The organism is Paraburkholderia sp. BR13444, from assembly GCF_040948755.1.
GTDB classification, from domain to species: domain Bacteria; phylum Pseudomonadota; class Gammaproteobacteria; order Burkholderiales; family Burkholderiaceae; genus Paraburkholderia; species Paraburkholderia youngii.
Genome location: NZ_JBFPKM010000012.1, coordinates 113,194 through 135,650, shown reverse-complemented (window position 1 = coordinate 135,650; position 22,457 = coordinate 113,194). Strand labels below are relative to the sequence as shown.

The window sequence follows — 22,457 nt, the reverse complement described above, 5'->3', positions numbered from 1 at the left end:
TGCGGGATAATAGCGATCCGGGCCGAGCAAGAAATGGGCTCGTTGCCCTATAAAAATCCACCGCTGGACACTATCCTTTTCCAAGAAGGGACACGCAGCCATGTCAAAGAAGCGAGGGCAAACTCTGCCTAGCCAGGCACTCTATCCGATCGTCGGTATCGGCGCATCGGCAGGAGGGCTTAACGCGCTGACGGAATTCTTCGAGGCGCTGCCCGCGCGCACGTCGATGGCCTTCGTCGTGGTCGTTCACCTGTCGCCGGACCACGAAAGCAATCTGGCCTCGCTGCTGCAAAAGGTCACCAGCATGCCGGTGCAGCAGGTCACGGGCCCCACGCAAATCGAATCGGACCACGTTTATCTGGTCGCGCCCTCGTTCGAGATGATCATGGTCGACGGCTACCTGCGCGTCACGCAGAAGCAGTCCGAAGAGGGACGCCGCGCGAGCATCGATCTGTTCTTCCGCACGCTCGCCGAGGCGCATCGCGAACGCGCGATCGGCATAGTGATGTCGGGTGCAGGCTCGGACGGCTCGGTCGGCCTGTCGCGCATCAAGGAAATGGGCGGCATCACGCTCGTGCAGGACCCTTCCGAAGCGGAATACGACAGCATGCCGCGCAGCGCGATCGCGACCGGCATGGCCGACTTCGTAATGACCGCGGCCGAGATGCCGCAGCGGCTGCTCGATCTGTGGTCCACCGCGCGGGAAATCCACCTGCCGGCCGTGCAGCCGGACGAGCCCGAGGAAGACACGGTCAACGAGTCGGCCGAGCGCGCGCTGCGCGAGATCATGGTGATCCTGCGCACCCGCACCGCGCACGACTTCCGGCATTACAAACGGGCTACGGTTCTGCGCCGCATCGAACGCCGGCTGCAGGTCAACGGCATTACGGATCTGCAGGCGTATCGCGATTATCTGCATCTGCACCCTGAAGAAACTCAGGCGCTGCTGCAGGACATGCTGATCAGCGTCACCAACTTCTTCCGCGACAAGGAAGCGTTCGACGTGCTCGAGCGCGAGGTATTGCCCCCCCTCTTCGAAAACCGCGGCGAACAGGACCGCATCCGCGTCTGGTCGGTGGGCTGCGCGACCGGCGAGGAGGCGTATTCGCTGGCGATGCTGCTGCAGGAGCGCTCGCTGAAGTCGCCCGAGGGCGTGTCGTTCCAGGTATTCGCGACCGACATCGACGAGCGCGCCATTGCGTTCGCGCGCGTGGGCCTGTACCCGGATTCGGTCTCGGCCGACCTGACACCGGCGCGCATCCGCCAGTTCTTCACAAAAGACGCCGCGCACTTCCGGATCAAGAAGGAGCTGCGCGAACACATGCTGTTCGCGCACCATAACGTGCTCAGCGACCCGCCGTTCTCGCGGCTCGACATGATCTGCTGCCGCAATCTGCTGATCTATCTGGACCGCGAAGCGCAGATCGAAATTCTGAAGATGTTCCACTTCGCGCTGCGGCCCGGCGGCGTACTGTTCCTCGGCAGCTCGGAGTCGGCCGACAGCGTGAGCTCGATGTTCACCGTGGTCGACAAACGCAACCGCATCTATCGTGCGAACATGGCCGTGCGCGGTGACACGCCGATGCCGATCGCGATTTCGGGCACGATGAGTTCGCGCCCCCTCGTCACTACGGTGCAGCCGCCGGGGCGCCGGCGCTTTTCGTTCGGCGATCTGCATCAGCGGCTCGTCGAGCAATATGCGCCGCCCAGCGTGCTGGTGAGCCGCGAATCCGAAATCGTTCATCTGTCCGATCGCGCCGGGCGTTTTCTGCAATATTCGGGCGGCGAGCCGTCGCATAACATCGTGGCCGCCGTGCGTCCGGAACTGCGGCTCGAACTGCGCACCGCGATCTATCAGGCCTTGCACACGAACCGCAGCGTCGAAGCGCGCCGCGTGCACATCGAGCGCGATGGCCGTTCGTACTTCGTCAACATGACCGCGCGGCCGGTGCACGACCCGGAAGCGAACGCGGACTTCGTGCTGGTGCTGTTCGACGAGGTCGAAGACAGCATGGCCAACGCCGAAACGGCGTCGGCCGACGTGCAGAAAGACCCGATCATCAGCCAGCTCGAACGCGAGCTGCAACGCACGAAGGAGCAGCTGCAATCCACCATCGAGCAGTCGGAGACCTCGACGGAGGAGTTGAAGGCGTCGAACGAGGAATTGCAGGCAATCAACGAGGAACTGCGCTCGGCGACCGAGGAGCTCGAAACCAGCAAGGAAGAGCTGCAATCGATCAACGAAGAGCTGACTACGGTCAACGCGGAGCTGAAGTCGAAGGTCGAGGAAACCGGTAAGATCAACGACGACCTGCACAACCTGATCGCCGCGAACGACATCGGCACGATCTTCGTCGACCGCAACATTTGCATCAAGCGCTATACGCCGCGCGCCACCGACGTCTTCAGCATCATTCCGTCGGACATCGGGCGCTCGCTGCTCGACATCACCCACCGCCTCGAATACGACAAGCTCGCCGACGACGCGGCCGAAGCATTCGAATCGCTGCGCCTGATCGAACGCGAGCTGAAGAGCAACGACGGGCGCTGGTATCTCGCGCGCTTCGTGCCCTACCGCACGACCGAAGACCGCATCGACGGCGCGGTGCTGTCGTTCATCGACATCACCGGCCGGCGTCAGGCGGAAGACCGGCTGCGCGAAGGCGAGCGGCGCATGCGCCTCGTCGCCGAGGGCACCAAGGACTACGCGATCATCACGTTCGACGAAAGCGGCGTGATCAATAGCTGGAACGCGGGCGCGGAACGGATTTTCGGCTATTCCGAAGCCGAAATGATCGGCCAGTCCGCCGACATCCTGTACACCGACGAAGACCGCGCCGCGAACGTTGCGCAACGCGAGTTCGCCGAAGCGCGTCTGAACGGCCGCGCCGAAGAGGAGAGCTGGCATCTGCGCAAGGACGGCACGCGCTTTTTCGCGAGCGGTGTGCTGTCCCGTCTCGACGAGCCGGGCATCAGCGGTTTTGCGAAGATCACGCGCGATCTCGGCGAGTTCGCCAGCGACCCGACCTCGGGACGCGGCACCCACGTCGAAACGCTGCGCGCCGCGAGCGAGCGCGAAGCGCAGCGGCGGCGCGATGAATTTCTCGCAGTCGTGTCGCACGAGCTCAAGCATCCGCTCAACCTGATTTCAGCGAGCGCCGAACTGATCGCGCGCGCGCCGGAAACGCGCCAGAACCTGAACGTGTCGCGCGCGACCGATACGATCCGGCGCACCGTGATCGGCCAGGCGCAAATCATCGACGACCTGCTCGACATTTCGCGCGTGCGCACCGGCAAGCTGTCGGTCGTGCGCACCGTCGTCGACATGCGCGAGATCGTGCAGCGCGTGTGCAGCGCGGTGCAGGACGATGCCGCGCAGCGCGGCCTCACATTGAGCGTCGAAGTGACCGATGCGCCCGTGATCATTCATGCTGATCTGACGCGTATCGAGCAGATCGTGTGGAATCTGATCAGTAATGCGCTGAAGTTCACGCAGCGCGGGTCGATCCAGGTGTCGTTGCAGGTCAATGACCACGCCGAGGCCGTGCTGCGCGTCAGCGATACCGGCATCGGCATCGAAGCCTCGCTGCTGCCGCATATCTTCGAGATGTTCCAGCAGAGCCGCGATCCGGGCTCGCGCCGCGGGGGCCTCGGCATCGGCCTCGCGCTGGTGCGCGATCTGGTCAACCTGCACGGCGGCGCAGTGCGCGCGGAGTCGGACGGCGTCGGCCGCGGTGCAACGTTCACGGTGACGCTGCCTACCCACCGGCTCGCCACCCGCACGAGCGCGGGGATCGAAGTCACCGGCGAGCCGCTGAAAGGCACGCGCATCCTGATGGTCGACGACGACGCCGCGACCGTCGAAACCTTCAAGCTGCTGCTGGAAAGCGAGGGCGCCGAAGTGCGCACCGCGACGAGCGGCGAAGAAGCGCTGTCGATCATCAACGGCAACGCGCCCGATATCATCCTGTCCGACATCGGCATGCCGGGCATGGACGGTATGGAGTTCATCGGCAAGCTGCGCGGCATGCCGGCGATGAAGTCCGTGATCTGTATCGCGGTCAGCGGCTTCGGGCAGCAGGCGGACGTCAGCGCAGCCGAAGATGCGGGCTTCGACGCGCACCTGAAAAAACCGGTGGTTCTCGAAGACTTGCTGAGCATTTTCGCGCGGCTGCGCAGTTGAATCCGCCGCCCGGCGGCGCGCAGCGCGTCTAGCCGTTGCTTTGCGACGGCGATGCATTGCGCGACCCGGCCCTTGCAACGGCCGCGTTGACCTTGATCGGCGGCTGCTTGTCGCCGAACGGCGGCTCGACGACGAAGCGCTCTATCACGCCCGGCTCGAACACCAGGCAGCAAGTCGATCCGCCGTACTGGAAAAACCCCAACTCATCGCCCCTTCGGACGCGCTGACCCGGCAACGCCTCGATCATGCACGACGACACGTCCGCCATGCCGACGAACACGCACGCCACCTGCCCCACCGCCGCATCGTCGCATTCGATCACGATCACCGCACGCGCCGCGAGCGCCGTGATGTAGCCCTGCGAATCGTTGAGCCCGCTCGGGTCTTCGCCTTCGCTATCGGCGGTCGAATAGTAACTGCCGTCCGCCGCGTACGCGCGCAAGATCACGCCACTGACCGGCGCATGCCAGCGGTGATAGTTGAACGCGCTCAGAAAGGCCTGATACACCGAGCCGCCCTCGAAGCGCCGCGCCAGTTCGCGCTCGCGCGAGCTCAGCATGTCTTCGAGCGAATACGGCTGTGACTTGATCCAGAACGTGTCGCGCAGCTTCACGCCGTGCTGCACGTTGTACGGCGTCGCCTCGCACGCGCTGACGATCAGCTTGTCGTTGTCCGGCTCCTCGACCGGCCGCATGCCGGGACGGAAGCGCCGCGTGAAGAAATCGTTCCACGACGTAAAGCCCCAATACGGTTGCTCGGGATCGCAAGCGAATTGCGCGAGGCCGATCCGTTTGTCGGCCTCGGAGCTGAACCAGCCGTCCGGCGACGACGTATTTAAATGTTCGCGTGAATGCGGACCGCTCAGAAAGCCGCACCAGCAATTCAGCACGTGCTTGAGCTGCGCGTTGAGCGCCGGGTCGCGAAACAGCGCATAGCCGGACGGCATGCACATCGGCCAGTCGAGCACCGCGTTCAGCGGACAATGAATCAGATCGGATTCGCTGAACGGCGGCGCGTAGGTCATCAGGTAATCGACGAGCGTCATCAGCTCGTCGATCGTTGCATAGCCGAGCACGTAGCCCGCTTGCTGTGCCTGCATGATGGCCCGCGTCATATCCATGCGCAGCACCGGATCGCCTTCGATCAGCGCCGCGAGTTCCGCGACGGCACGCGTGCGTGGCGCCGTGCGCGCACGTTCGCGCGCTTTCGCGGCCAGCGCGGTCCGGTAGCGCGCGAGATGCGCTTCGTCGCGCGGCAGCCATCCTCCGAGCCGGCGCCGTTGCGTGCGCGGGCTCGCCACTTCGTCGTTCGTCATGCTTCTCCTTTCTTATCCGAGTTGGGGATCATTTGGCGCGCGGCGTGCCGAGGCCGTCGTCCGGTTCCTTGCGCCCGCCACGAATCTGCTCGACGCAGGTCGCGACGGCCTGGGCCACGTTGGCCACTTCCTGCTGCATGTCCTCGTCGCGATCGAGCGCCTCATGGCTGGTCGCATAAGGCTCGTAATAGCCGATAAAGCGATCGAGCCGCGACTTCGCGCCCGCTTCGACGAAGCCCATCCAGTCGAGCCAGTCGGCGAGCGCCCTGCGCGAGTCCTCGATGCCGGCGACGTCGCCATGCACGACGACGCCATAGGCCCGGCCCGCCAGATGTTTCGGATAGTCCCAGCCGGCCAGTTCGAGACGCTTCGCTTCCTCGGCTTTCTTGCCGTGCGTCGAGGTGGGATCGGGATTGCCGCCGTCGGCGCAAACGAGGCGATCCATCATCAGCTTCAGCGGCGCGGACACCTGATACCAGTAGACCGGCGTCACGATCAGCACGCCGTGGCAGGCGGCAAAGCGCTCGTAGATGTCGTTCATCCAGTCGTTGACGAGCCCGAGCGAATGGTTCGGATAACAGCTGCAAGGCCAGTGACACAGCGGCATCGCGGTCGACACACAGCCTTTGCACGGATGAATGTGCAGGTCGCGATCGGAGTTCAGGTGCGACAGATCGAGGAAATCGACGTCGAAGGTCCGGCGTTCGAGCGCCTGTTGCGCGATCTTCGCGAGCCGGAAGCTCTTCGACATCTCGCCGGGGCACGTGTAGTCGTTGCGCGAGGACGCGTTGATCACGAGCACGCGCGAGCGCGTCGCCGGATCGCGCTGTCGCGCCTGCGCCGCCTTCACGCGCTCGCTCGCGGCACGCCATTCGACCGACAGGTCGTAGTCCGGGTCGGCGAATCCCGGGCCGGCCTTTTCGGTGACTGGCGCCTTGCGGCCTTGCGAGTAAGCATCCCACGCGATCGCTTCGAGCCGCGCGAGCGATTCGTCTTCCGCCCGAAATGCCGGGTCGTAGAAGCGGGCCATGAAGCGCTCGCGAAATGCGTCGCGGGACATTGCTTCGGTTACCTGACCTTTGCGGACTTCAACGGTACGGATGGGATCGGGTGGTTTTGCAGGCGGGCTCATGGTTGAAGTTGTAAGCGGTAGGAGAAACGCAGGTGAGCAAGGGCTATTCCAGCGCCGCCCCGTCGCGCGCCGCGACTGCGGAACGCAGCTTGCTGAGCGCCGGTATGGAATCGAACCAGCGTCTGCTCGTCATCTCACCGCATCTCGACGATGCGGTCCTCAGTTGCGGACTTCTGCTCGCCGCGCATCCCGGCACGGTCGTTTGCACGGTTTTCACCGCGCCGCCCGCCGAGAAGATCACGACTGATTGGGACCGCGCGGCCGGTTTCGCCGACGCATTCGAAGCGATGCGCACGCGTCAGGCGGAAGACCGGGAGGCGCTTGGGCTGCTGTCGGCAATGCCCGTGCATTTGCTGTTCCGCGACGCGCAATACCATGCGTCGCCCGCTGCGGACGAGCTGATTACGGCGTTGAGCCGGACAGTTGCTCATGCGAAGCCCACGCGTGTCCTGATGCCGTTGGGCCTGTTCCATTCGGATCACGTTATGGTGGCCAATGCCTGTCTCGCACTGATGCGGCGTCAGCCAGCCGCTCGCTTCATCGCCTATGAGGACGTGCCCTATCGGCGCCTGTCCGGCGTCGTGCAAGCGCGCCTATGCGACCTCGCGACACGCGGCTATGTCGCTGACGCGCCGCACGCGCTGGACGTGCCCGGCACGACGCAACACGAGCGCATGAAGCGCGCGGCACTCGACGCCTATCGCAGCCAATTGCGCGCGTTCGGTCCCGACGGACAGGCAAGCCTCTTTTCGGCCGAACGCTATTGGCAGCTCGGCCGCGATGAATCGAGTCGGCATCCGCAAAACGCGTGACGCACGGCACGGGGTTTGCTTCGCCATCGCTGTCCAACCGTCGAAGCGATTGCTTGGCATGCGAACAATAGCCGCCCACCCGCGCATTTCGGTCGTCGTTCTTACGCATAACCGTGCGGGCGAATTGCTCGCCACCCTGGAACGTCTGCTCGGGTTACCCGAAAACCCGCCAATCATCGTGGCCGACAACGGCTCCACCGACAACACGGTCGCACTCGTCAAAGCGCGCTATCCGAGCGTTCGCGTCGTCGAATGCAACGGCAATCTCGGCGCGGCGGGCCGCAACCACGCGGTCGCGTGCGTCGAGAGCGACTATGTAGCGTTCTGCGATGACGACACGTGGTGGGAGCCCGGCTCGCTCGAACGCGCGGTGCAATTGCTCGACGCATGGCCACGCGTCGGCGTGCTGAATGCGCGCGTGGCCGTCGGCGCGGACGACGCGACGGACCCAACCTGTGCGCTGATGCGCGCAAGCCCGCTGGGACGTGTCGGCCTGCCCGGGCCTGCTCTGATCGGCTATATGGCGGGCGCGTGCGTGTTTCGTACCGCGCTGTTTCGCGAGGTCGGGGGCTATGAGCCGCGCCTTTTCATCGGCGGCGAGGAAACACTCGTTTCCCTCGACGTGCTCGCCTCGGGACAGGCGATCGCCTACTGCGAGCAGTTGACGCTCCAGCATCGTCCGTCGCCGCTGCGCGACAGCGCGTTGCGGCGACGCATGCTCGCGCGCAACGCCGCGTGGGTGGCATGGCTGCGCCTGCCGTTGGGCGAAGCGATGAGCGCGACGCTGCGCGCCCTCGACGTGTTCGCGGGGGAAGGCACACTGGTTCGCGACGGCATCCAATTGCTGGCTGGGCTTGCCTGGACCGTGCGAGAACGCCGGGTGGTCCCGCAGTCGATCCTCGCGATGCGCGACCGCGTGCGCGCGGCCGAGCGCAATCTCGACGCGTCCGCGACGACGTCCGTGGGCGGTAAGTTCGACGCGCCGACCTGAGACCCGAATCACGCGCTTTCCTTATCCTGGCAACGTCGAGTCCGCGCTCGACGGCGCAGGCGCGAGCCCCCGGATCGCGGCGATCAGTTCTTCAGGCTGCACGGGCTTGTTCAAATGCGCGTCGAACACCGCGCCGCGCGCATGCTGTTCGTCGAATGCGTCCGTGTAGCCGGTCAACGCAATCGCGGGCAATGGCATGCCCTGTAAGGACGGCCGCTCGCCTTCCAGTTCGCGCAAGCGGCGCAGCACGTCATAGCCATCTTCGCCGGCCAGCATCAGATCGCAGAGCAGCACCTGCGGCCATTGCGCGGGGTCCGTCGCGCGCAGCCAATCCAGCGCTTCGCGGCCGGATGCGAACAGCCGCACGCGTGCGCCGCTCGTGCTCAGCACCGCTTCGAGCGCGTCGCGTGCTTCTTCCTGATCGTCGATCGCGAGCACGAAGAGGCCGTCGAGCGAAGCGGGTCTGGCCGAATCCGGTGCGGTGGACTCTGGCGGTTGCGCATCCGCGACCGGCCGCAGCGGCAGCATCGCCACATACGCGAGCCGCCCGTTCAGCGGGGTCAGCGTGAAGCTGCCGCCCGCGGCCGCCAGCGCGCTTTCCATCTGCCGCGCCATTGCCTGCGATAGCTCGGCCGGCTTGTCGCCCATGCCGAGCACGCTGAACCATACGTGATTGCCGTGACGCTCCGCGCGCAGTGCGATGCGCTGCCCCGGCCTAGCCTGCGCGATCTCGTTGCGGCACAGCTCGGCGATCAGCGGCTGCAGCACGCTCGGGTCGCCGGTCACGCGCAGTTCGTTGTCGGTCGGCTCCGCGTAGACGACTACGCGCTGCCCGGCGATCTCGTCGTGCAACGCATCGATCACACCCGCCGTCAAGGCGCTGACGCTGACCGATCGGGCGGTCAGCCGGCGCTGCGCGTGTTCGAGTTCGCCCTGCTGCCATTGCAGCGACCACATCTTCGCGTACACAGCGTCGCGCGCGAGCAGCTCACGATGCGTGCCCTGCTCGACCACCTGGCCGTGTTCCATCACCAGAATCCAGTCCGCGTCGACGACAGTCGAAAGCCGATGTGCAATCACGATCGACGTGCGGCCTTGCGCGAGATGCGTCAGCTCGGTCTGGATCGCGCGCTCGGAGCGCGTGTCGAGCGCCGAGGTTGCTTCGTCGAACACGATGATGCGCGGGTCCTTCAGGATCGCGCGCGCGATTGCGATGCGCTGGCGCTCGCCGCCCGACAGCCGCACGCCGCGCTCGCCAACGCGCGTGTCGTAGTGATCGGGCAAGCGCTCGATGAATTCGTCGAGCTGCGCGGCGCGTGCGGCGCGCACGACATCCGCGCGTGTCGCCGACGGACGTCCATACGCAATGTTGTAGGCGATCGTTTCATTGAACAGCACGGTGTCCTGCGGCACGATGCCAATCGCCTCGCGCAGACTGCGCTGCGTGACCTGACTGATGTCTTGCCCGTCGATGCGGATCATGCCGCGCTCGGGCCGGTACAGCCGGAATAGCAGCTTGACGAGCGTCGATTTGCCCGAGCCGCTGCCGCCGACCACCGCGAGCGTCTTGCCCGGATACGCACGGAAGTCGACATCGCGCAGCACTTGACGCGCGGTGTCGTAGCCAAAATCCACGTGCTCGAACTCGATCAGCCCCGCGCCGACCTTCAGCGGCTGCGCGTCGCGTGCATCGATATCCTCGCCGACGCGGCCGCGCGCCGCCAGAATCACGAACATGCGCTCGACGTTGACGAGTGCGTCGTTGGTCTCGCGAAACACGAAGCCGAGCGTGTTCAACGGCATGCAGACCTGGATCAGGTAGGCGTTGACCAGAATCAGATCGCCGACGCTCATGCTGCCGGCCACCACGTGCTGCGCGGCGAGCAGCATGACCCCCGCCACTCCGAGCGCGATCACCGCGCTCTGTCCCACGTGCAACGCGGTCAGCGCGTTCTGATTCGCGATGCGCGCGTGGACCCACTTTTCCAGCACGTCGCCAAGCCGTTGCGTTTCGCTGTCTTCGGTCGCGAAGTACTTGACCGTGTCGTAGTTCAGCAGGCTATCGACGAGCCGGCCGTCCGATTGCGCTTCGAGCAGATTGACCGCGCGCTGGAACGCGACGCGCCGCCGCGTGAACACGAACGTATAACCCGCATACAACACGAAGGTCGCGACGATCACGAACATGAACTCGCGCGCGTACGCGTGCACCATGATCGCGACGATCACCGCGATCTCGAAGAAGGTCGGCACGATCGTAAACAGCGCGGTGCCGAGCAAAAAACCGATACCGTCGGCGCCTTTCTGCACGTCGCGCACGATCGCGCCAGTCTCGCGCCGCGCATGAAAACGCGCGCTCAACCGGTGCAGATGCGCAAAAGTCCGCTCGGTCAGCGCCGCGACCGTGCGCTGCACGACGATGCTGAATACGACGTCGCGCGCCTCGTTCAGCGCGTCGCCGAGAAAGCGCAGCAGCGCATAGGCGAGCACGAGGAACACCGGAAACGCCACGTGCGCGAGCGGATGGCCGAGCTCATCGACGATGTGCTTCAGCGTGAGCGGCATCAGCACGGTCGCGAGCCGGGCCGTGATCATCAGCGCGAGCGCCCCGCTGGTCTGCCAGCGATAACGCCATACCGCATGCGCGAGATCGCCGACGATTCGGCGCGTCAGTTCGGAGCGAGGCGGCGGGACGGAATTCGGCATGGGATCCTGGTCGGGGCGCGCCCGGATAAACGTCGCACAAATGGGGGGTAGAGCAAGTGGCGCGCCCGGCGGCGAGCGAAAAATGACCGGTTACGGCAGCCCTTGCCGCGCACCTCTTACCTGTTCGTTGCGCGCAAACCTCCGTCCATCCTAGTACCGGCTCGCCACAAGCGGTGCGAAGTTACATGATCGTGTGTAGAAACAGGGAACGCCACAGCGCTTCTCTATCTGCACGAAAAAGGGCACGCCACAGCGCTTCGTCCGTCCGGACCAACGTCTACCGTCGTTTCCTCGGCATCTCAGGGTCGAATGGCACAGCGAATGCTCGGGGCCGGTGAAACGATTCCTCAATATCGAAGAACGCGCATCTCAGGAAGGAGTGCAAATGAAGATCGCCCTGATCAGTGAACATGCGTCGCCACTTGCTGTCGCCGGTGGCGTCGATAGCGGCGGCCAGAACATCTACGTCGCGAACGTCGCGCGTCAGCTGGCGGAAATGGGCCATCAGGTCGACGTGTTCACGCGCCGCGATCGCGCACTGGTGCCTGAGCGCGTCGACATGGACGGCGTGCGCGTGATTCATGTGCCTGCCGGACCGCCGCGACAATTGCCGAAGGAACAATTGCTGCCGTTCATGGACGAGTTCGCCGCGTTTCTGATCGGGTTCTTTCGGCGTGAACCTCAGCCGTACGACGTGATGCACGCGAACTTCTTCATGTCCGGCCTCGCCGCGTTGAAGGTCAAGGCTGCGCTCGGCGTGCCGCTGGTCACGACCTTTCATGCGCTCGGCCGCGTGCGGCGCATCCATCAAGGCGCGGACGACGGCTTCCCCGACGAGCGCTTCGCGATCGAAGACGAACTGGTCGCACGCTCGGACGTCGTCGTCGCCGAATGTCCGCAGGACCAGGCCGATCTGCTCGAACACTATCGCGCCGATCCCGCGCGTATCCGGATCGTGCCGTGCGGTTTCGATGACGAGGAGTTCCGGCCCGTCGGGCGCGAAGCCGCCCGCAATGCGCTCGGCTGGAGCCCGCACGACTTCATCGTGCTGCAGCTAGGCCGGCTCGTGCAGCGCAAAGGCATCGACAACGTGGTACGCGGCGTCGGCGTGCTGAAGGACACCTTCAACGCGGCAGCGCGGCTGTACGTGGTCGGTGGCAATTCGGACGCGCCCAACGAAATCGCGACACCGGAGATCGCGCGCCTGCGCCAGATCGCACGCGAATGCGGCGTCGCGGACGAGACGTGCTTCGTCGGCCGGCGTGGTCGCGCGCGGCTGCGCTACTTCTACAGCGCCGCCGACGTGTTCGTGACGACGCCCTGGTACGAGCCGTTCGGCATCACGCCGGTGGAGGCGATGGCCTGCGCGACGCCGGTGATCGGCGCCGATGTCGGCGGCATTCGCTATTCGGTTCTCGATGGCGTGACCGGCTTTCTGGTGCCGCCGCGCGATCCGCATGCGCTCGCCGCACGTCTCGACCGCTTGCGGCGCGACCCCGCGCTCGCGCGCCGGATGGGCGAAGCGGGCCTCGAGCGGGCGCGGACCAGCTTTACCTGGCGCGGCGTCAGCGAAGCCCTCGCGCAAATCTATGCACGCGCGGCAAGGCTCGCGCCGAGCAAAACATCGCTCGACACCGGCTCCGAGCCGGCGCAGCTACCGCTGCGAGCAGCGGCCGGAGCGTCGTTCGGTTGACGACGGCGCACGCCGCGCGAACGCGCACGGCGTGCGCATTTGGAACGCGCCGCGGCCGGTCCAGCGGCTACGGCGCGCCTTTTTCCGACTTTCGGCCCACGCTCGCAAATACCACCAACCATCATGACGGTACCCGCTGTGTTCATCGACAAGGACGGCACGCTGCTCGAAGACGTGCCCTACAACGCCGATCCCGCGCTGATGCGCTTCGCGCCTGGCGCGCGCGAGGCGCTCGCGCTGCTCGCCGCCTACCCTTACGCGCTGTTCTTGATCAGCAATCAGTCCGGCATCGCGCTTGGCAAGTTCGAAGACAAAGCGCTGTTCGCGGTCGAACGCCGGCTGCGGCAGATGTTCGCCGAGTGCGGCGCCACGCTCGCCGGCGCGTACTGGTGTCCGCATCATCCGGAGGGCAGCGTCGAGCGCTACGCGATCGTCTGCGACTGCCGCAAGCCCGCGCCCGGCATGCTGCTGCGCGCCGCCAAAGAACATGAACTCGATCTCGCGCATAGCTGGTTCGTCGGCGACATTCTCGACGACGTCGAAGCAGGCAATCGCGCCGGCTGTCGCACGATCCTGCTCGACAACGGCCACGAGACCGAATGGCGGACCGGCCCGCAGCGCACGCCGAATGCGCGCGCGGCCGATCTGCACGAGGCCGCGCAACGCGTCGTGTTGAACGGCTTGCCGCCGGGCAGCGCGGCACGCCGCAAGGAGGCGCCGCGGTGAACGCACCTCTGCCACTTGCGCCGCCCACGCTCGCTCATGCGCGCGTGCCCGATACGTCGCAGCCGGTGTGCTGGGGCGACGACGTCAAACGGATTCTGTGCGTGCGCCTCGACAATCTCGGCGACGTGCTGATGACGACGCCCGCGCTGCACGCGCTGCGCGAGTCCGCGGGAGATCGCCATCTCACGCTGCTCGCGTCGCGCAGCGGCGTCGCGCTCGCGCCGTTTCTCGACGACGTCGACGACGTGATCGAATACGACGCGCCGTGGGTCGCGCCCGCGTCGAACGTGACGCGCGATCTGCTCGACGATCATCGGATGCAGCAGCGGCTGAAGCGCGGCTGCTTCGACGCGGCGGTGATTTTCACCGTGTATAGCCAGAGCCCGTTGCCGGCCGCGATGCTGTGCTATCTCGCGGGGATTCCGCGCCGCCTCGCGCATTGCCGCGAGAATCCTTACGCGCTGTTGACCGACTGGCTGCACGAACCGGAGCCGCAGCAGCGCACGCGGCACGAGGTGCAACGCCAGCTCGATCTGGTGCGTCACGTCGGCGCCCAGTCGAGCGACACCGCCATGCGTTTTCGCGTGCCGCCCGCCGCGCGCCGGTCGCTCGACTCGAAACTGAGGACCCTCGGCATCTCCCGCCACGACGAGTGCATCGTGCTGCATCCAGGCGCGACCGCCGCGTCGCGCCGCTATCCGCCCGAGCGCTTCGGTGAAGTCGCGACACGGCTCGCGCGCGAAACCGGCGCCGCCGTGCTGTTGACCGGCGGCGCGAGTGAGCGAGCGCTCGTCGAGGCCGTGATGCGCGCCGCTGCTCCAGACGTGTGCGCGCAGCTATATGACCTGAGCGGTGCACTGACGCTCGCCGAGCTCGCCGCGCTGCTCGAACGCGCAAGCGTGCTCGTCTCCAACAACAGCGGCCCCGTGCATGTCGCGTCCGCGCTCGGCACGCCGGTCGTCGATCTTTACGCGCTGACCAACCCGCAGCACACGCCGTGGCAAACGCCGCAACGCGTGCTGTACCGCGACGTCGAATGCCGCTGGTGCTATCGCAGCGTGTGTCCGCACGGGCATCACGCTTGCCTGCTCGGTGTTCCGATCGAAGAAGTCGTGCACGCGGCACTCGAATTGCGGCACGCGCATGCGCATGCCCCGCGGCGTTGCGCAGCCGAGCGCGCGGGCCGCAGCGATGACACGAACACGCCGTCGCTGACGGATCAGCCAACCATCCCCTGAACCCACTGCCACTGCTAACGCCATGTACACACTCGGAATCAATGCGGTCTATCACGACAGCGCGGCCGCGCTGCTGCGTGACGGCGTAGTGCTCGCCGCCGCCGAAGACGAACGCTTCACGCACGTCAAGCACGCGAAACGTCCGGTGCCGTTCTCGACCTGGCAGTTGCCGTTCGACGCGATCGACTACTGCCTCAAAGCCGCCGGCATCACGCTCGCCGACATCGATCACGTCGCTTACTCGTACGACCCCGCGCTGTTCGGCGGCATGCCGAAGAAGCCGGGAGCGACGATCGAGCTGCCGTTCGATCCGGCCGGCACGCGTCCGGACAACCCGTCCGCGTCGCCGTGGGACCCGCTGTTTCTCAGCTATATCGCAAACGCGAAGGGCCAGTTGGTCGACGGCGCGCCGCATCATCTGCGCAAGCGGTTCCAGGGCGTGGATCGCGAGCACGGCTTCGCATGGCACTTCGTCGAGCACCATCTCGCGCACGAGGCGAGCGCGTTTCTCGCCGCACCGTTCGACGACACCGCCGTGCTGACGATGGACGGCCGCGGCGAAGGCGTGACGACCAGCATGGGGCAATTCGTCGGCGGCGAGTACACGCGCCTGAAACAGGTCGAGTTGCCGCACTCGCTCGGCTTGCTGTACGAAGCGGTGACCGACTGGCTCGGCTTCCTGCACTCGTCGGACGAGTACAAGGTGATGGCGCTCGCGTCGTACGGCAAGCCGGCCTATGTGGATGTGTTTCGCGAGATCGTCAAGTACCGCCAGGACGGCAGCTATACCGTCGATGCGCCGCGTCTGACCGAGCGCTTCAGTCCCGCGCGCGAACGCGGCGGTCCACTCGGGCAACGCCACTTCGATATCGCCAACTCGTTGCAGCGCGTGCTCGAGGAGACCGTGCTGGAACTCGCTCACTGGCTGCATCGGCAGACCGGTTTGAGCCGGCTCTCGATGGCCGGCGGTGTCGCATTGAACTGCGTGATGAACTCGAAGGTGCGCGACGCGGGGCCGTTCAGCGAAGTGTGGGTGCAGCCGGCGGCCGGCGACGCCGGCACCGCGCTCGGCGCGGCGCTGTGGACCGACTATCGCGAGCGCGCGGCGCGCGGCGACCGCGAGCGTCGCTGGAAAATGGATCACGCGTACCTCGGCCCGGAATACAGCGAAGCGGAAATCGAGCAGTTTCTGCGCTGGTCGAAAGTGCCGTACCGGCGCCTCGACGATATCGCCGGTGAGACCGCCGATCTGCTCGCGCAAGGCAAAGTGATCGGCTGGTATCAGGGCCGCACCGAATTCGGGCCGCGCGCGCTCGGGGCTCGCTCGATCCTCGCGTCGCCGATCGATCCGCACATGCAGGCGAAGCTCAACGAGATCAAGGATCGCGAAGACTTCCGCCCGGTCGCGCCGGTCGTGATCGAAGAGGAAGCAAACGACTGGTTCGTGAACGGCCAAACCGCGCCGTTCATGCTGTTCATCTTCGACGTGCGCGCCGACAAGGCCGCGCGAATTCCGGCCGTGCGGCATGTGGACGGCACAGCGCGCGTGCAGACCATCAACCGCGCGCAGCACCCGCTGTACTACGACCTGCTGGCCGCGTTCAAGCAGCGCACCGGCGTGCCGATTCTCGTCAATACGTCGTTCAACACGCGCGGCGAGCCGATGGTGAATTCGCCGCGCGACGCGGTCGAGTCATTCTGGACCTCGCCGCTCGACGCGCTCGTGATCGGCCCGTTCCTCGTCGATAAGACGGGGGGCCGCGTATGAACGCGTCGGTCATGTGTCCGGCGCCACTGCATGGCGGCGTGGCCGCGCGCTACAGCAGTGAGGATGCCGAGGAAACCGGCCGCACGCTGCGCACGCCGTCGTGGCCCGACGTGTCGGTGGTCGTGCCCACCTATCGCCGTCCCCAGATGCTCGCGAACTGCCTCGACGCGCTTTGCGCGCAGCAGTTCGCGCCGCATCGCTACGAGATCGTGGTCTGCGACGACGGTCCAGACGACGCCACGCGCGCCTGCGTCGAACGGTTCGCGCGCGAGCAGGCGCCGCGTGGATTGGAGGTGCACTACCTGCCGGTCACGCGCACCCAAGGTCCGGCCGGCGCGCGCAACGCGGGCTGGCAGTATGCGCGCGCGTCGCTGATCGCCTTCACCGACGACGACACGCTGCCCGATCCGCACTGGCTGACGGCCGGCGTCGCGGCGCTCGCTTCCGGCGCCACGGCGGCCGCCGGCAGGATCGTCGTGCCGCTGCCCGAGCTACCCGAGCTGCCGACCGATTACGAAGCGGACGCGAGCGGCCTCGCCCGCGCCGAGTTCGCGACCGCGAACGTGTTCGTGACGCGCGCGGCGCTCGTCGCGACCGGCGGCTTCGACGAACGTTTCACGTCGGCGTGGCGCGAGGATTCGGACCTGCAGTTCACGCTGCTTACCGCCGGCGGCCAGATCGTGCAGGCCCGCGACGCGGTAGTCGTGCATCCGGTGCGCCCCGCGCGTTGGGGCGTCAGCATCGCGCAGCAGAAAAAGAGCCAATTCGATGCGCTGCTTTACCGCAAGCATCCCGAACTGTTTCGAACGCGCATCGGCTCGCGGCCGCCGCTGCTGTATTACGCGATTCTGGCTGCCGCGTTGCTCGCGATCGGCGGCGGGTTCGCGGATCAGCCGATTCTTGCGGGCGCGGGTGTGATCGCGTGGTGCTGGTTGACCGGCTATTTCTGCGCGCGCCGGCTGCGCGGGCGCAATCACGGCTGGCGCCACGTCGCCGAAATGATCTGGACGTCCATTCTGATTCCGTTCCTGTCGATCTACTGGCGGCTCTATGGCGCCATCCGTTTCAAGGTGTTCTTTCCATGACCATACCCTCGCTGCTGGCGGCGCTCGCGCCGCGCCGTATCGTCATGTTTCGCGCGCTGCAGCTCGGCGACATGCTGTGCGCGGTGCCCGCGCTGCGCGCGCTGCGCGCCGCCGCCCCCGCTGCGCATATCACGCTGATCGGACTGCCGTGGGCGCGCGCATTCGTCGAGCGCTATGCGGCGCTCGTCGACGAGCTGATCGTGTTTCCGGGCGCCGTCGGTTTTCCGGAGCAGCCCGAAACGGACGATGGCTTGCCCGCGTTCTTCGCGCGGATGCGCGACCGGCGTTTCGATCTGGCGATCCAGCTGCACGGCAGCGGCGGCGTCGCCAACGATCTGCTGCATCGGCTCGGCGCGCGTGCCGATGCCGGCTTCGTGCAGCCCGATGAGGCCACGCGCGAAGGCTGCTTCATCGATTGGCCGGATGCGCTGCCCGAGCCAGAGCGCTATCTCGCGCTGATGAGCGCACTCGGCGCGCCGGTACACGACCGGCGCCTGACGTTCCCGCTCAGCGCGCCCGACCTCGCTGAGTTTGCCGCGCTGCGCGCGTATCACGGCATCGAAGACGAGCGGCTCGTGCTGATCCACCCCGGCTCGCAATTGCCGTCGCGCCGCTGGCCCGCCGAGCGCTTCGCGGCCGTCGCCGACCACCTCGCCGCCGACGGCTGGCAGATCGCGATCACCGGCACGGCCGCCGAAGCGCCGCTGACCTGCGCGGTGCTCGGCGCGATGAACGCGCCCGCGCTGCATCTGGCCGGTGCAACGTCGCTCGGCGGGCTCGCGGCACTGACGGCGCATGCGCGGCTCGTGGTTTGCAACGACACCGGCATCTCGCACATCGCCGCGGCGATGGCGACCGCGTCGGTCGTGATCGCGTGCGGCAGTGACACGCGGCGCTGGGCGCCGCTCGATCATGCGCGGCATCGCGTGCTGGCCGACTATCCGGCATGCCGGCCGTGCATGTTCCGCGACTGCCCGTATGGCCATCCGTGCGCGCTGAACATCGGCGTCGATGAGGTGGCCGAGACCGCCCGCGAGCAGCTTGCGCGCGCACCGGGCGCGCAAGCTGGCGCGCCCGGTAGCCTGCATGAGGGAACCGTTTCACTGTTTTTCGAGGATCTGCACCATGCTGCGTAATTGCCGCCGACTGCGTGTGCTGACCTGGCACGTGCACGGCAACTACATGTACTACTTGAGCCAGACGCCGCACGATTTCTATCTGGTGACGAAACCGGGTCATCCGCCCGGTTATGCCGGCAAGGTCGGCGTGTTGCCGTGGGGCGAGAACGTGCACGAGATCGCGATCGACGACGTCGCCAATCACGAGTTCGACGTGGTGCTGTACCAGCATCGCACGCACTGGGAATACGACCGCGAGCACGTGCTGAGCGCCGCGCAGCGGCTTCTGCCGCGCGTCTACGTCGAGCACGATCCGCCGCAGGAAAACGCGTTCGAGCAATGGCATTGGGTCGACGATCCCGGCACGCTGCTGGTGCACGTCACGCACTTCAACCGGCTGATGTGGGACTGCGGCGTCACGCCTACACGGGTGATCGAACACGGCGTCGTGGTGCCCGACGGCGTGCGTTACAGCGGCGAACTGCAGCGCGGCATCGTGGTAGTCAATCATCTCGCGCAGCGCGGCCGGCGGCTCGGCGCGGACATCTTCAGCGAAACGCGCACGCGCGTGCCGCTCGATCTCGTGGGCATGGACGCGCAGCGGCTCGACGGTATCGGCGAAATCGGCAATCTCGATCTGGCCTCGTTCAGCGCGCGCTACCGCTTCTTTTTCAATCCGATCCGCTGGACCAGCCTCGGCCTCGCGATCGTCGAGGCGATGACGATCGGCATGCCGATCGTCGGTCTCGCGACCACCGAGCTCGCGACAGTGATCCGTAACGGCGAAAACGGCTTCGTGCATACCGACGTCGATGCGCTCGTCGACGCGATGCTCGGGCTGCTGCGCGATCCAGACGAAGCGCGGCGGCTCGGCGAAGGCGCGCGGCGCACGGCGCTGGAGCGTTTTCATATCGACCGTTTCGCGCAGGACTGGCACGACGCGCTGCTGCACGTCACCGCGTGACGCCACGCTGCTTTTCAGCGCCCATGCGCTCCAACCACAGGATCACGCACCATGAAAGAACTCACCCGCAAGCGCATTCTGGTTACCGGCGGCGCCGGCTTTCTCGGCTCGCATCTGTGCGAACGGCTCGTCGCGCAGGGGCACGACGTGCTGTGCGTCGATAACTTCTACACCGGCACGAAGGACAACATCGCGCATCTGCTCGATTGTGCGAACTTCGAGCTGATGCGTCACGACGTGACGTTCCCGCTGTATGTGGAAGTCGATGAAATCTATAACCTCGCGTGCCCCGCGTCGCCGATTCACTACCAGTACGATCCGGTGCAGACCACGAAGACCAGCGTGCATGGCGCGATCAATATGCTCGGGCTGGCCAAGCGGGTGAAAGCGCGGATTTTCCAGGCATCGACGAGCGAAGTGTATGGCGACGCGCTCGTGCATCCGCAGAAGGAAAACTACTGGGGTCACGTGAATCCGATCGGTCCGCGCTCGTGCTACGACGAAGGCAAGCGCTGCGCGGAAACGCTGTTCATGGACTATCGCCGCCAGCATGGTCTGTCGATCCGCATCGCGCGCATCTTCAACACCTACGGCCCGCGCATGCATCCGTCCGACGGCCGCGTGGTGTCGAACTTCATGATGCAGGCGCTGCGCGGCGAACCGCTGACCGTCTATGGCGACGGTACGCAGACGCGTTCGTTCTGCTATGTCGACGACATGATCGATGCCTTCATCCTGCTGATGAACAGCGCCGACGATCCGGGCGGCCCGGTCAACCTCGGCAATCCGCACGAAGTGTCGATGCGCGAGATCGCGCAGCGCATCGTCGCGGTGACCGGCTCCGCTTCGCCGCTCGAAACCCAGCCGCTGCCGGCCGACGACCCGTGGCACCGGCAGCCGGACATCTCGCTGGCCATCAAACTGCTCGGCTGGCAGCCCGGCATGTCGCTCGATGAAGGGCTGCTGCGCACCGCGCATTATTTCCGCGCGCGCATCGAGGCGAGTCGGCCGATGCAGCCGCAGCAGGTGGGGGAACGAGTCTCGTGACGCGCATTAAAAAAGAAGCGACCGCGAAGGTCGCTCGGGGAGCAGTGCCACGGAGGCCGCTCAAAAGCCATGCCGCGAAGGGCGTGCGGGCTATGGCATTGGGTTCATGAGGAATGGAGGGTGGACTCCGCGTCGCTCGTCAGCACCGTCATCGGTCCCGCGCTCAACGCGGCCGAGATGATCGCGAGGCGTTCGGCCGGGCAATCGACCAGATCGACGCTCAGCGACTCGCGTCCGCCCGCGGTGTTCACGTGCGCGGACCAGCCGCACACGTGCGCATGATGTTCGATCAGGCTCTTCCAGACTGCGACGACTCGGAGTGATCCCGGGGTTGCAGAAACAGTCAGACGTTTCACGTTCATGGCTTCCATACGGCATCGCGCCGCGCCTCGGGTTCGGATCGCAAGGTTTGATAATGTGGTGTGTAGGTTGAGGTTAGACGTATGAACTTTCAAAGCAAAGCATATGCCTCTGTCCGTAACTGATGTGTTACGGACAGCAGCTTGTGCGCGCGTGCCAAGGCAATGTGGCGCTTTTCAGCGATCGGTTGTGCGAAACGCGCCAGGCGGGATGCCCGAACGGCGATGCGGTAAGAACGATACGAAAGAACTCGGCAGGTATTTTCTACATGGCTGGCGTGTCCGCGCGAATGCGCATCACGGTCTGGCGCGAAGTGCCGAAGCGTCGCGCGACTTCGCTGACCGACTGTCCTCTGCCGAGGGATTGCAGCACGCGTTGGCGCTGTTGCTCGGACAGCGACGGCGGCCTGCCCGTGTGTTTGCCGCTCGCGCGAACGGCCGCGAGACTATCGCGGCTACGCAGGCTGCGGCACGTGGCATCGAGCCGCACCAGCGCGCGCAGCGCCTTCACCGCCGAAGGCTCGGGACGTCCGGCCAGATCGGTATGGCCGACTTCGACGCAACGCAGCGCCACGCCGGCCTTCCGGCACTGCATCACGGTGGCGAGAATATCGCGCGCATTGCAGCCGAGCGCGGCCAGCTCGAGCACCACGAGCGTATCTCGCGGCGCGAGGCGCCGGATCAGACTCTGCAGTTCGGGGCGTTCGCGTCCCTGTGTGTAGGTCGGCAGATCCTCGACCACGAGCCGCGCGAGCGTGACCATGTAGCCCGCCTTGTCGAGCCGGATCAGCGCCTGCTCGTGGCGGACCGCATCGTGCGCGCCGAACAGATAGATATGTAGTTTTTCCACGTCGCCTTCGTAGTCGCGATCCGCCATTCGCGGCGCTATTGCACTCGGAATCCCGTTAGTTCGAGCGACGACGCTTGCACACGTCGTCACTCATCGCGCTTAGGGCTGCCGCTGGCCGCCCTGATGCGTCGGAGGAGTCTGGTTCTGTTGCTGCTGTCCGCTGTCTCGGCCGGGTTGCGCCGGGTTCGACGGCTGTCGATTCGAATTCTTGTCCGAGGTCATGAGGTTCTCCTGTGTGAGATTGCGGGTGACCGTGGCTAACCACGGCCATCGTGACTAACTCGCAATCCGCGTTCCCGGTCGCTGCGCAGCCGCGTGAGACCGTTCGGCGGGCATGCAGGTGCCGCGCAATGAGGCTTCTGCTGTCGACGCAAGCGACCCGGAGAAGGAATCTTGGAAGTTTATCAATCGCGTTAAGCGTCCAATACGGTTGGCGTGGGTCTTGGCGCGATTGAACTGTGATTGTGTGT

Annotated in this window: 16 protein-coding genes; 11 read left to right on the top strand and 5 right to left on the bottom strand. The window is 65.9% G+C overall.

From position 1 onward, the window contains the following. The first annotated feature begins 100 nt into the window (after positions 1-100). Positions 101-4,183 (top strand): CheR family methyltransferase, encoded by a 4,083-nt coding sequence (locus tag AB3X95_RS28720; protein ID WP_176123640.1) that lies wholly within the window; start codon positions 101-103, stop codon positions 4,181-4,183. A 28-nt stretch (positions 4,184-4,211) separates the two neighbouring features. Here AB3X95_RS28720 and AB3X95_RS28715 read toward each other — a convergent pair whose 3' ends face one another. Together AB3X95_RS28715 and AB3X95_RS28710 are read right to left on the bottom strand one after the other, a co-directional pair. Then, on the bottom strand, positions 4,212-5,498 hold the full coding sequence (locus AB3X95_RS28715) for a phosphatidylserine decarboxylase family protein (RefSeq protein ID WP_368623192.1): 1,287 nt from the start codon (positions 5,496-5,498) through the stop codon (positions 4,212-4,214). A gap of 28 nt (positions 5,499-5,526) precedes the next feature. Continuing rightward, positions 5,527-6,558: a flavodoxin family protein gene (locus AB3X95_RS28710; protein ID WP_368623191.1), complete on the bottom strand. Its 1,032-nt coding sequence runs from the start codon at positions 6,556-6,558 to the stop codon at positions 5,527-5,529. Positions 6,559-6,734: 176 nt separating this feature from the next. Here AB3X95_RS28710 and AB3X95_RS28705 point away from each other — a divergent pair, with 176 nt between their 5' ends. Together AB3X95_RS28705 and AB3X95_RS28700 are read left to right on the top strand one after the other, a co-directional pair. Beyond that, positions 6,735-7,442, top strand: coding sequence for a PIG-L deacetylase family protein (locus AB3X95_RS28705; protein ID WP_368623225.1), 708 nt, complete (start codon positions 6,735-6,737; stop codon positions 7,440-7,442). A gap of 58 nt (positions 7,443-7,500) precedes the next feature. Further along, positions 7,501-8,433 (top strand): glycosyltransferase family 2 protein, encoded by a 933-nt coding sequence (locus AB3X95_RS28700; protein ID WP_368623190.1) that lies wholly within the window; start codon positions 7,501-7,503, stop codon positions 8,431-8,433. 21 nt (positions 8,434-8,454) lie between these two features. Here AB3X95_RS28700 and AB3X95_RS28695 read toward each other — a convergent pair whose 3' ends face one another. Further along, on the bottom strand, positions 8,455-11,139 hold the full coding sequence (locus AB3X95_RS28695; protein ID WP_368623189.1) for an ATP-binding cassette domain-containing protein: 2,685 nt from the start codon (positions 11,137-11,139) through the stop codon (positions 8,455-8,457). Positions 11,140-11,524: 385 nt separating this feature from the next. Between AB3X95_RS28695 and AB3X95_RS28690 the strand changes: the two genes are divergently transcribed. The 8 genes from AB3X95_RS28690 (at position 11,525) to AB3X95_RS28655 (ending at position 20,778) form a co-directional block, all read left to right on the top strand. Beyond that, the gene (locus AB3X95_RS28690) at positions 11,525-12,832 is read left to right on the top strand and encodes a glycosyltransferase family 4 protein (RefSeq protein ID WP_368623188.1); all 1,308 of its coding nucleotides are present in this window, start codon (positions 11,525-11,527) and stop codon (positions 12,830-12,832) included. Positions 12,833-12,955: 123 nt separating this feature from the next. Beyond that, complete coding sequence (locus AB3X95_RS28685) at positions 12,956-13,558, top strand: D-glycero-alpha-D-manno-heptose-1,7-bisphosphate 7-phosphatase (RefSeq protein WP_368623187.1); 603 nt, start codon at positions 12,956-12,958, stop codon at positions 13,556-13,558. Beyond that, complete coding sequence (waaF, locus tag AB3X95_RS28680; RefSeq protein ID WP_368623186.1) at positions 13,555-14,796, top strand: lipopolysaccharide heptosyltransferase II; 1,242 nt, start codon at positions 13,555-13,557, stop codon at positions 14,794-14,796. The genes AB3X95_RS28685 and waaF overlap by 4 nt, the downstream gene beginning before the upstream one ends. 22 nt (positions 14,797-14,818) lie before the next feature. Further along, positions 14,819-16,564, top strand: a complete 1,746-nt coding sequence (locus AB3X95_RS28675) for a carbamoyltransferase (protein WP_368623185.1) — start codon at positions 14,819-14,821, stop codon at positions 16,562-16,564. Further along, positions 16,561-17,649, top strand: coding sequence for a glycosyltransferase family 2 protein (locus AB3X95_RS28670; protein WP_368623184.1), 1,089 nt, complete (start codon positions 16,561-16,563; stop codon positions 17,647-17,649). The genes AB3X95_RS28675 and AB3X95_RS28670 overlap by 4 nt, the downstream gene beginning before the upstream one ends. Continuing rightward, a complete protein-coding gene (locus AB3X95_RS28665; protein ID WP_368623183.1) occupies positions 17,646-18,785 on the top strand; it encodes a glycosyltransferase family 9 protein in 1,140 nt (379 codons plus the stop codon). Before AB3X95_RS28670 ends, AB3X95_RS28665 begins: the two co-directional genes overlap by 4 nt. Further along, positions 18,775-19,731: a glycosyltransferase family 4 protein gene (locus AB3X95_RS28660; protein ID WP_176111735.1), complete on the top strand. Its 957-nt coding sequence runs from the start codon at positions 18,775-18,777 to the stop codon at positions 19,729-19,731. The genes AB3X95_RS28665 and AB3X95_RS28660 overlap by 11 nt, the downstream gene beginning before the upstream one ends. A gap of 51 nt (positions 19,732-19,782) precedes the next feature. Beyond that, positions 19,783-20,778 (top strand): UDP-glucuronic acid decarboxylase family protein, encoded by a 996-nt coding sequence (locus AB3X95_RS28655; RefSeq protein ID WP_368623182.1) that lies wholly within the window; start codon positions 19,783-19,785, stop codon positions 20,776-20,778. Between the two features lie 104 nt (positions 20,779-20,882). On the opposite strand, the gene AB3X95_RS28650 is transcribed toward AB3X95_RS28655, so the two are convergent. Both AB3X95_RS28650 and AB3X95_RS28645 read right to left on the bottom strand, forming a co-directional pair. Further along, a complete protein-coding gene (locus AB3X95_RS28650; protein ID WP_368623181.1) occupies positions 20,883-21,140 on the bottom strand; it encodes a hypothetical protein in 258 nt (85 codons plus the stop codon). Positions 21,141-21,402: 262 nt separating this feature from the next. Next, positions 21,403-21,987 (bottom strand): recombinase family protein, encoded by a 585-nt coding sequence (locus tag AB3X95_RS28645; RefSeq protein WP_309235056.1) that lies wholly within the window; start codon positions 21,985-21,987, stop codon positions 21,403-21,405. Between the last annotated feature and the right edge of the window lie 470 nt (positions 21,988-22,457).

What these genes read in the sequence shown, in the direction of transcription:
- AB3X95_RS28720 (WP_176123640.1), top strand. Translation starts at nt 101, where the DNA reads ATGTCAAAGAAGCGAGGGCAAACTCTGCCTAGCCAGGCACTCTATCCG.
- AB3X95_RS28715 (WP_368623192.1), bottom strand. Translation starts at nt 5,498, where the DNA reads ATGACGAACGACGAAGTGGCGAGCCCGCGCACGCAACGGCGCCGGCTC.
- AB3X95_RS28710 (WP_368623191.1), bottom strand. Translation starts at nt 6,558, where the DNA reads ATGTCCCGCGACGCATTTCGCGAGCGCTTCATGGCCCGCTTCTACGAC.
- AB3X95_RS28705 (WP_368623225.1), top strand. Translation starts at nt 6,735, where the DNA reads ATGGAATCGAACCAGCGTCTGCTCGTCATCTCACCGCATCTCGACGAT.
- AB3X95_RS28700 (WP_368623190.1), top strand. Translation starts at nt 7,501, where the DNA reads ATGCGAACAATAGCCGCCCACCCGCGCATTTCGGTCGTCGTTCTTACG.
- AB3X95_RS28695 (WP_368623189.1), bottom strand. Translation starts at nt 11,139, where the DNA reads ATGCCGAATTCCGTCCCGCCGCCTCGCTCCGAACTGACGCGCCGAATC.
- AB3X95_RS28690 (WP_368623188.1), top strand. Translation starts at nt 11,525, where the DNA reads ATGAAGATCGCCCTGATCAGTGAACATGCGTCGCCACTTGCTGTCGCC.
- AB3X95_RS28685 (WP_368623187.1), top strand. Translation starts at nt 12,956, where the DNA reads ATGACGGTACCCGCTGTGTTCATCGACAAGGACGGCACGCTGCTCGAA.
- AB3X95_RS28675 (WP_368623185.1), top strand. Translation starts at nt 14,819, where the DNA reads ATGTACACACTCGGAATCAATGCGGTCTATCACGACAGCGCGGCCGCG.
- AB3X95_RS28670 (WP_368623184.1), top strand. Translation starts at nt 16,561, where the DNA reads ATGAACGCGTCGGTCATGTGTCCGGCGCCACTGCATGGCGGCGTGGCC.
- AB3X95_RS28665 (WP_368623183.1), top strand. Translation starts at nt 17,646, where the DNA reads ATGACCATACCCTCGCTGCTGGCGGCGCTCGCGCCGCGCCGTATCGTC.
- AB3X95_RS28660 (WP_176111735.1), top strand. Translation starts at nt 18,775, where the DNA reads ATGCTGCGTAATTGCCGCCGACTGCGTGTGCTGACCTGGCACGTGCAC.
- AB3X95_RS28655 (WP_368623182.1), top strand. Translation starts at nt 19,783, where the DNA reads ATGAAAGAACTCACCCGCAAGCGCATTCTGGTTACCGGCGGCGCCGGC.
- AB3X95_RS28650 (WP_368623181.1), bottom strand. Translation starts at nt 21,140, where the DNA reads ATGAACGTGAAACGTCTGACTGTTTCTGCAACCCCGGGATCACTCCGA.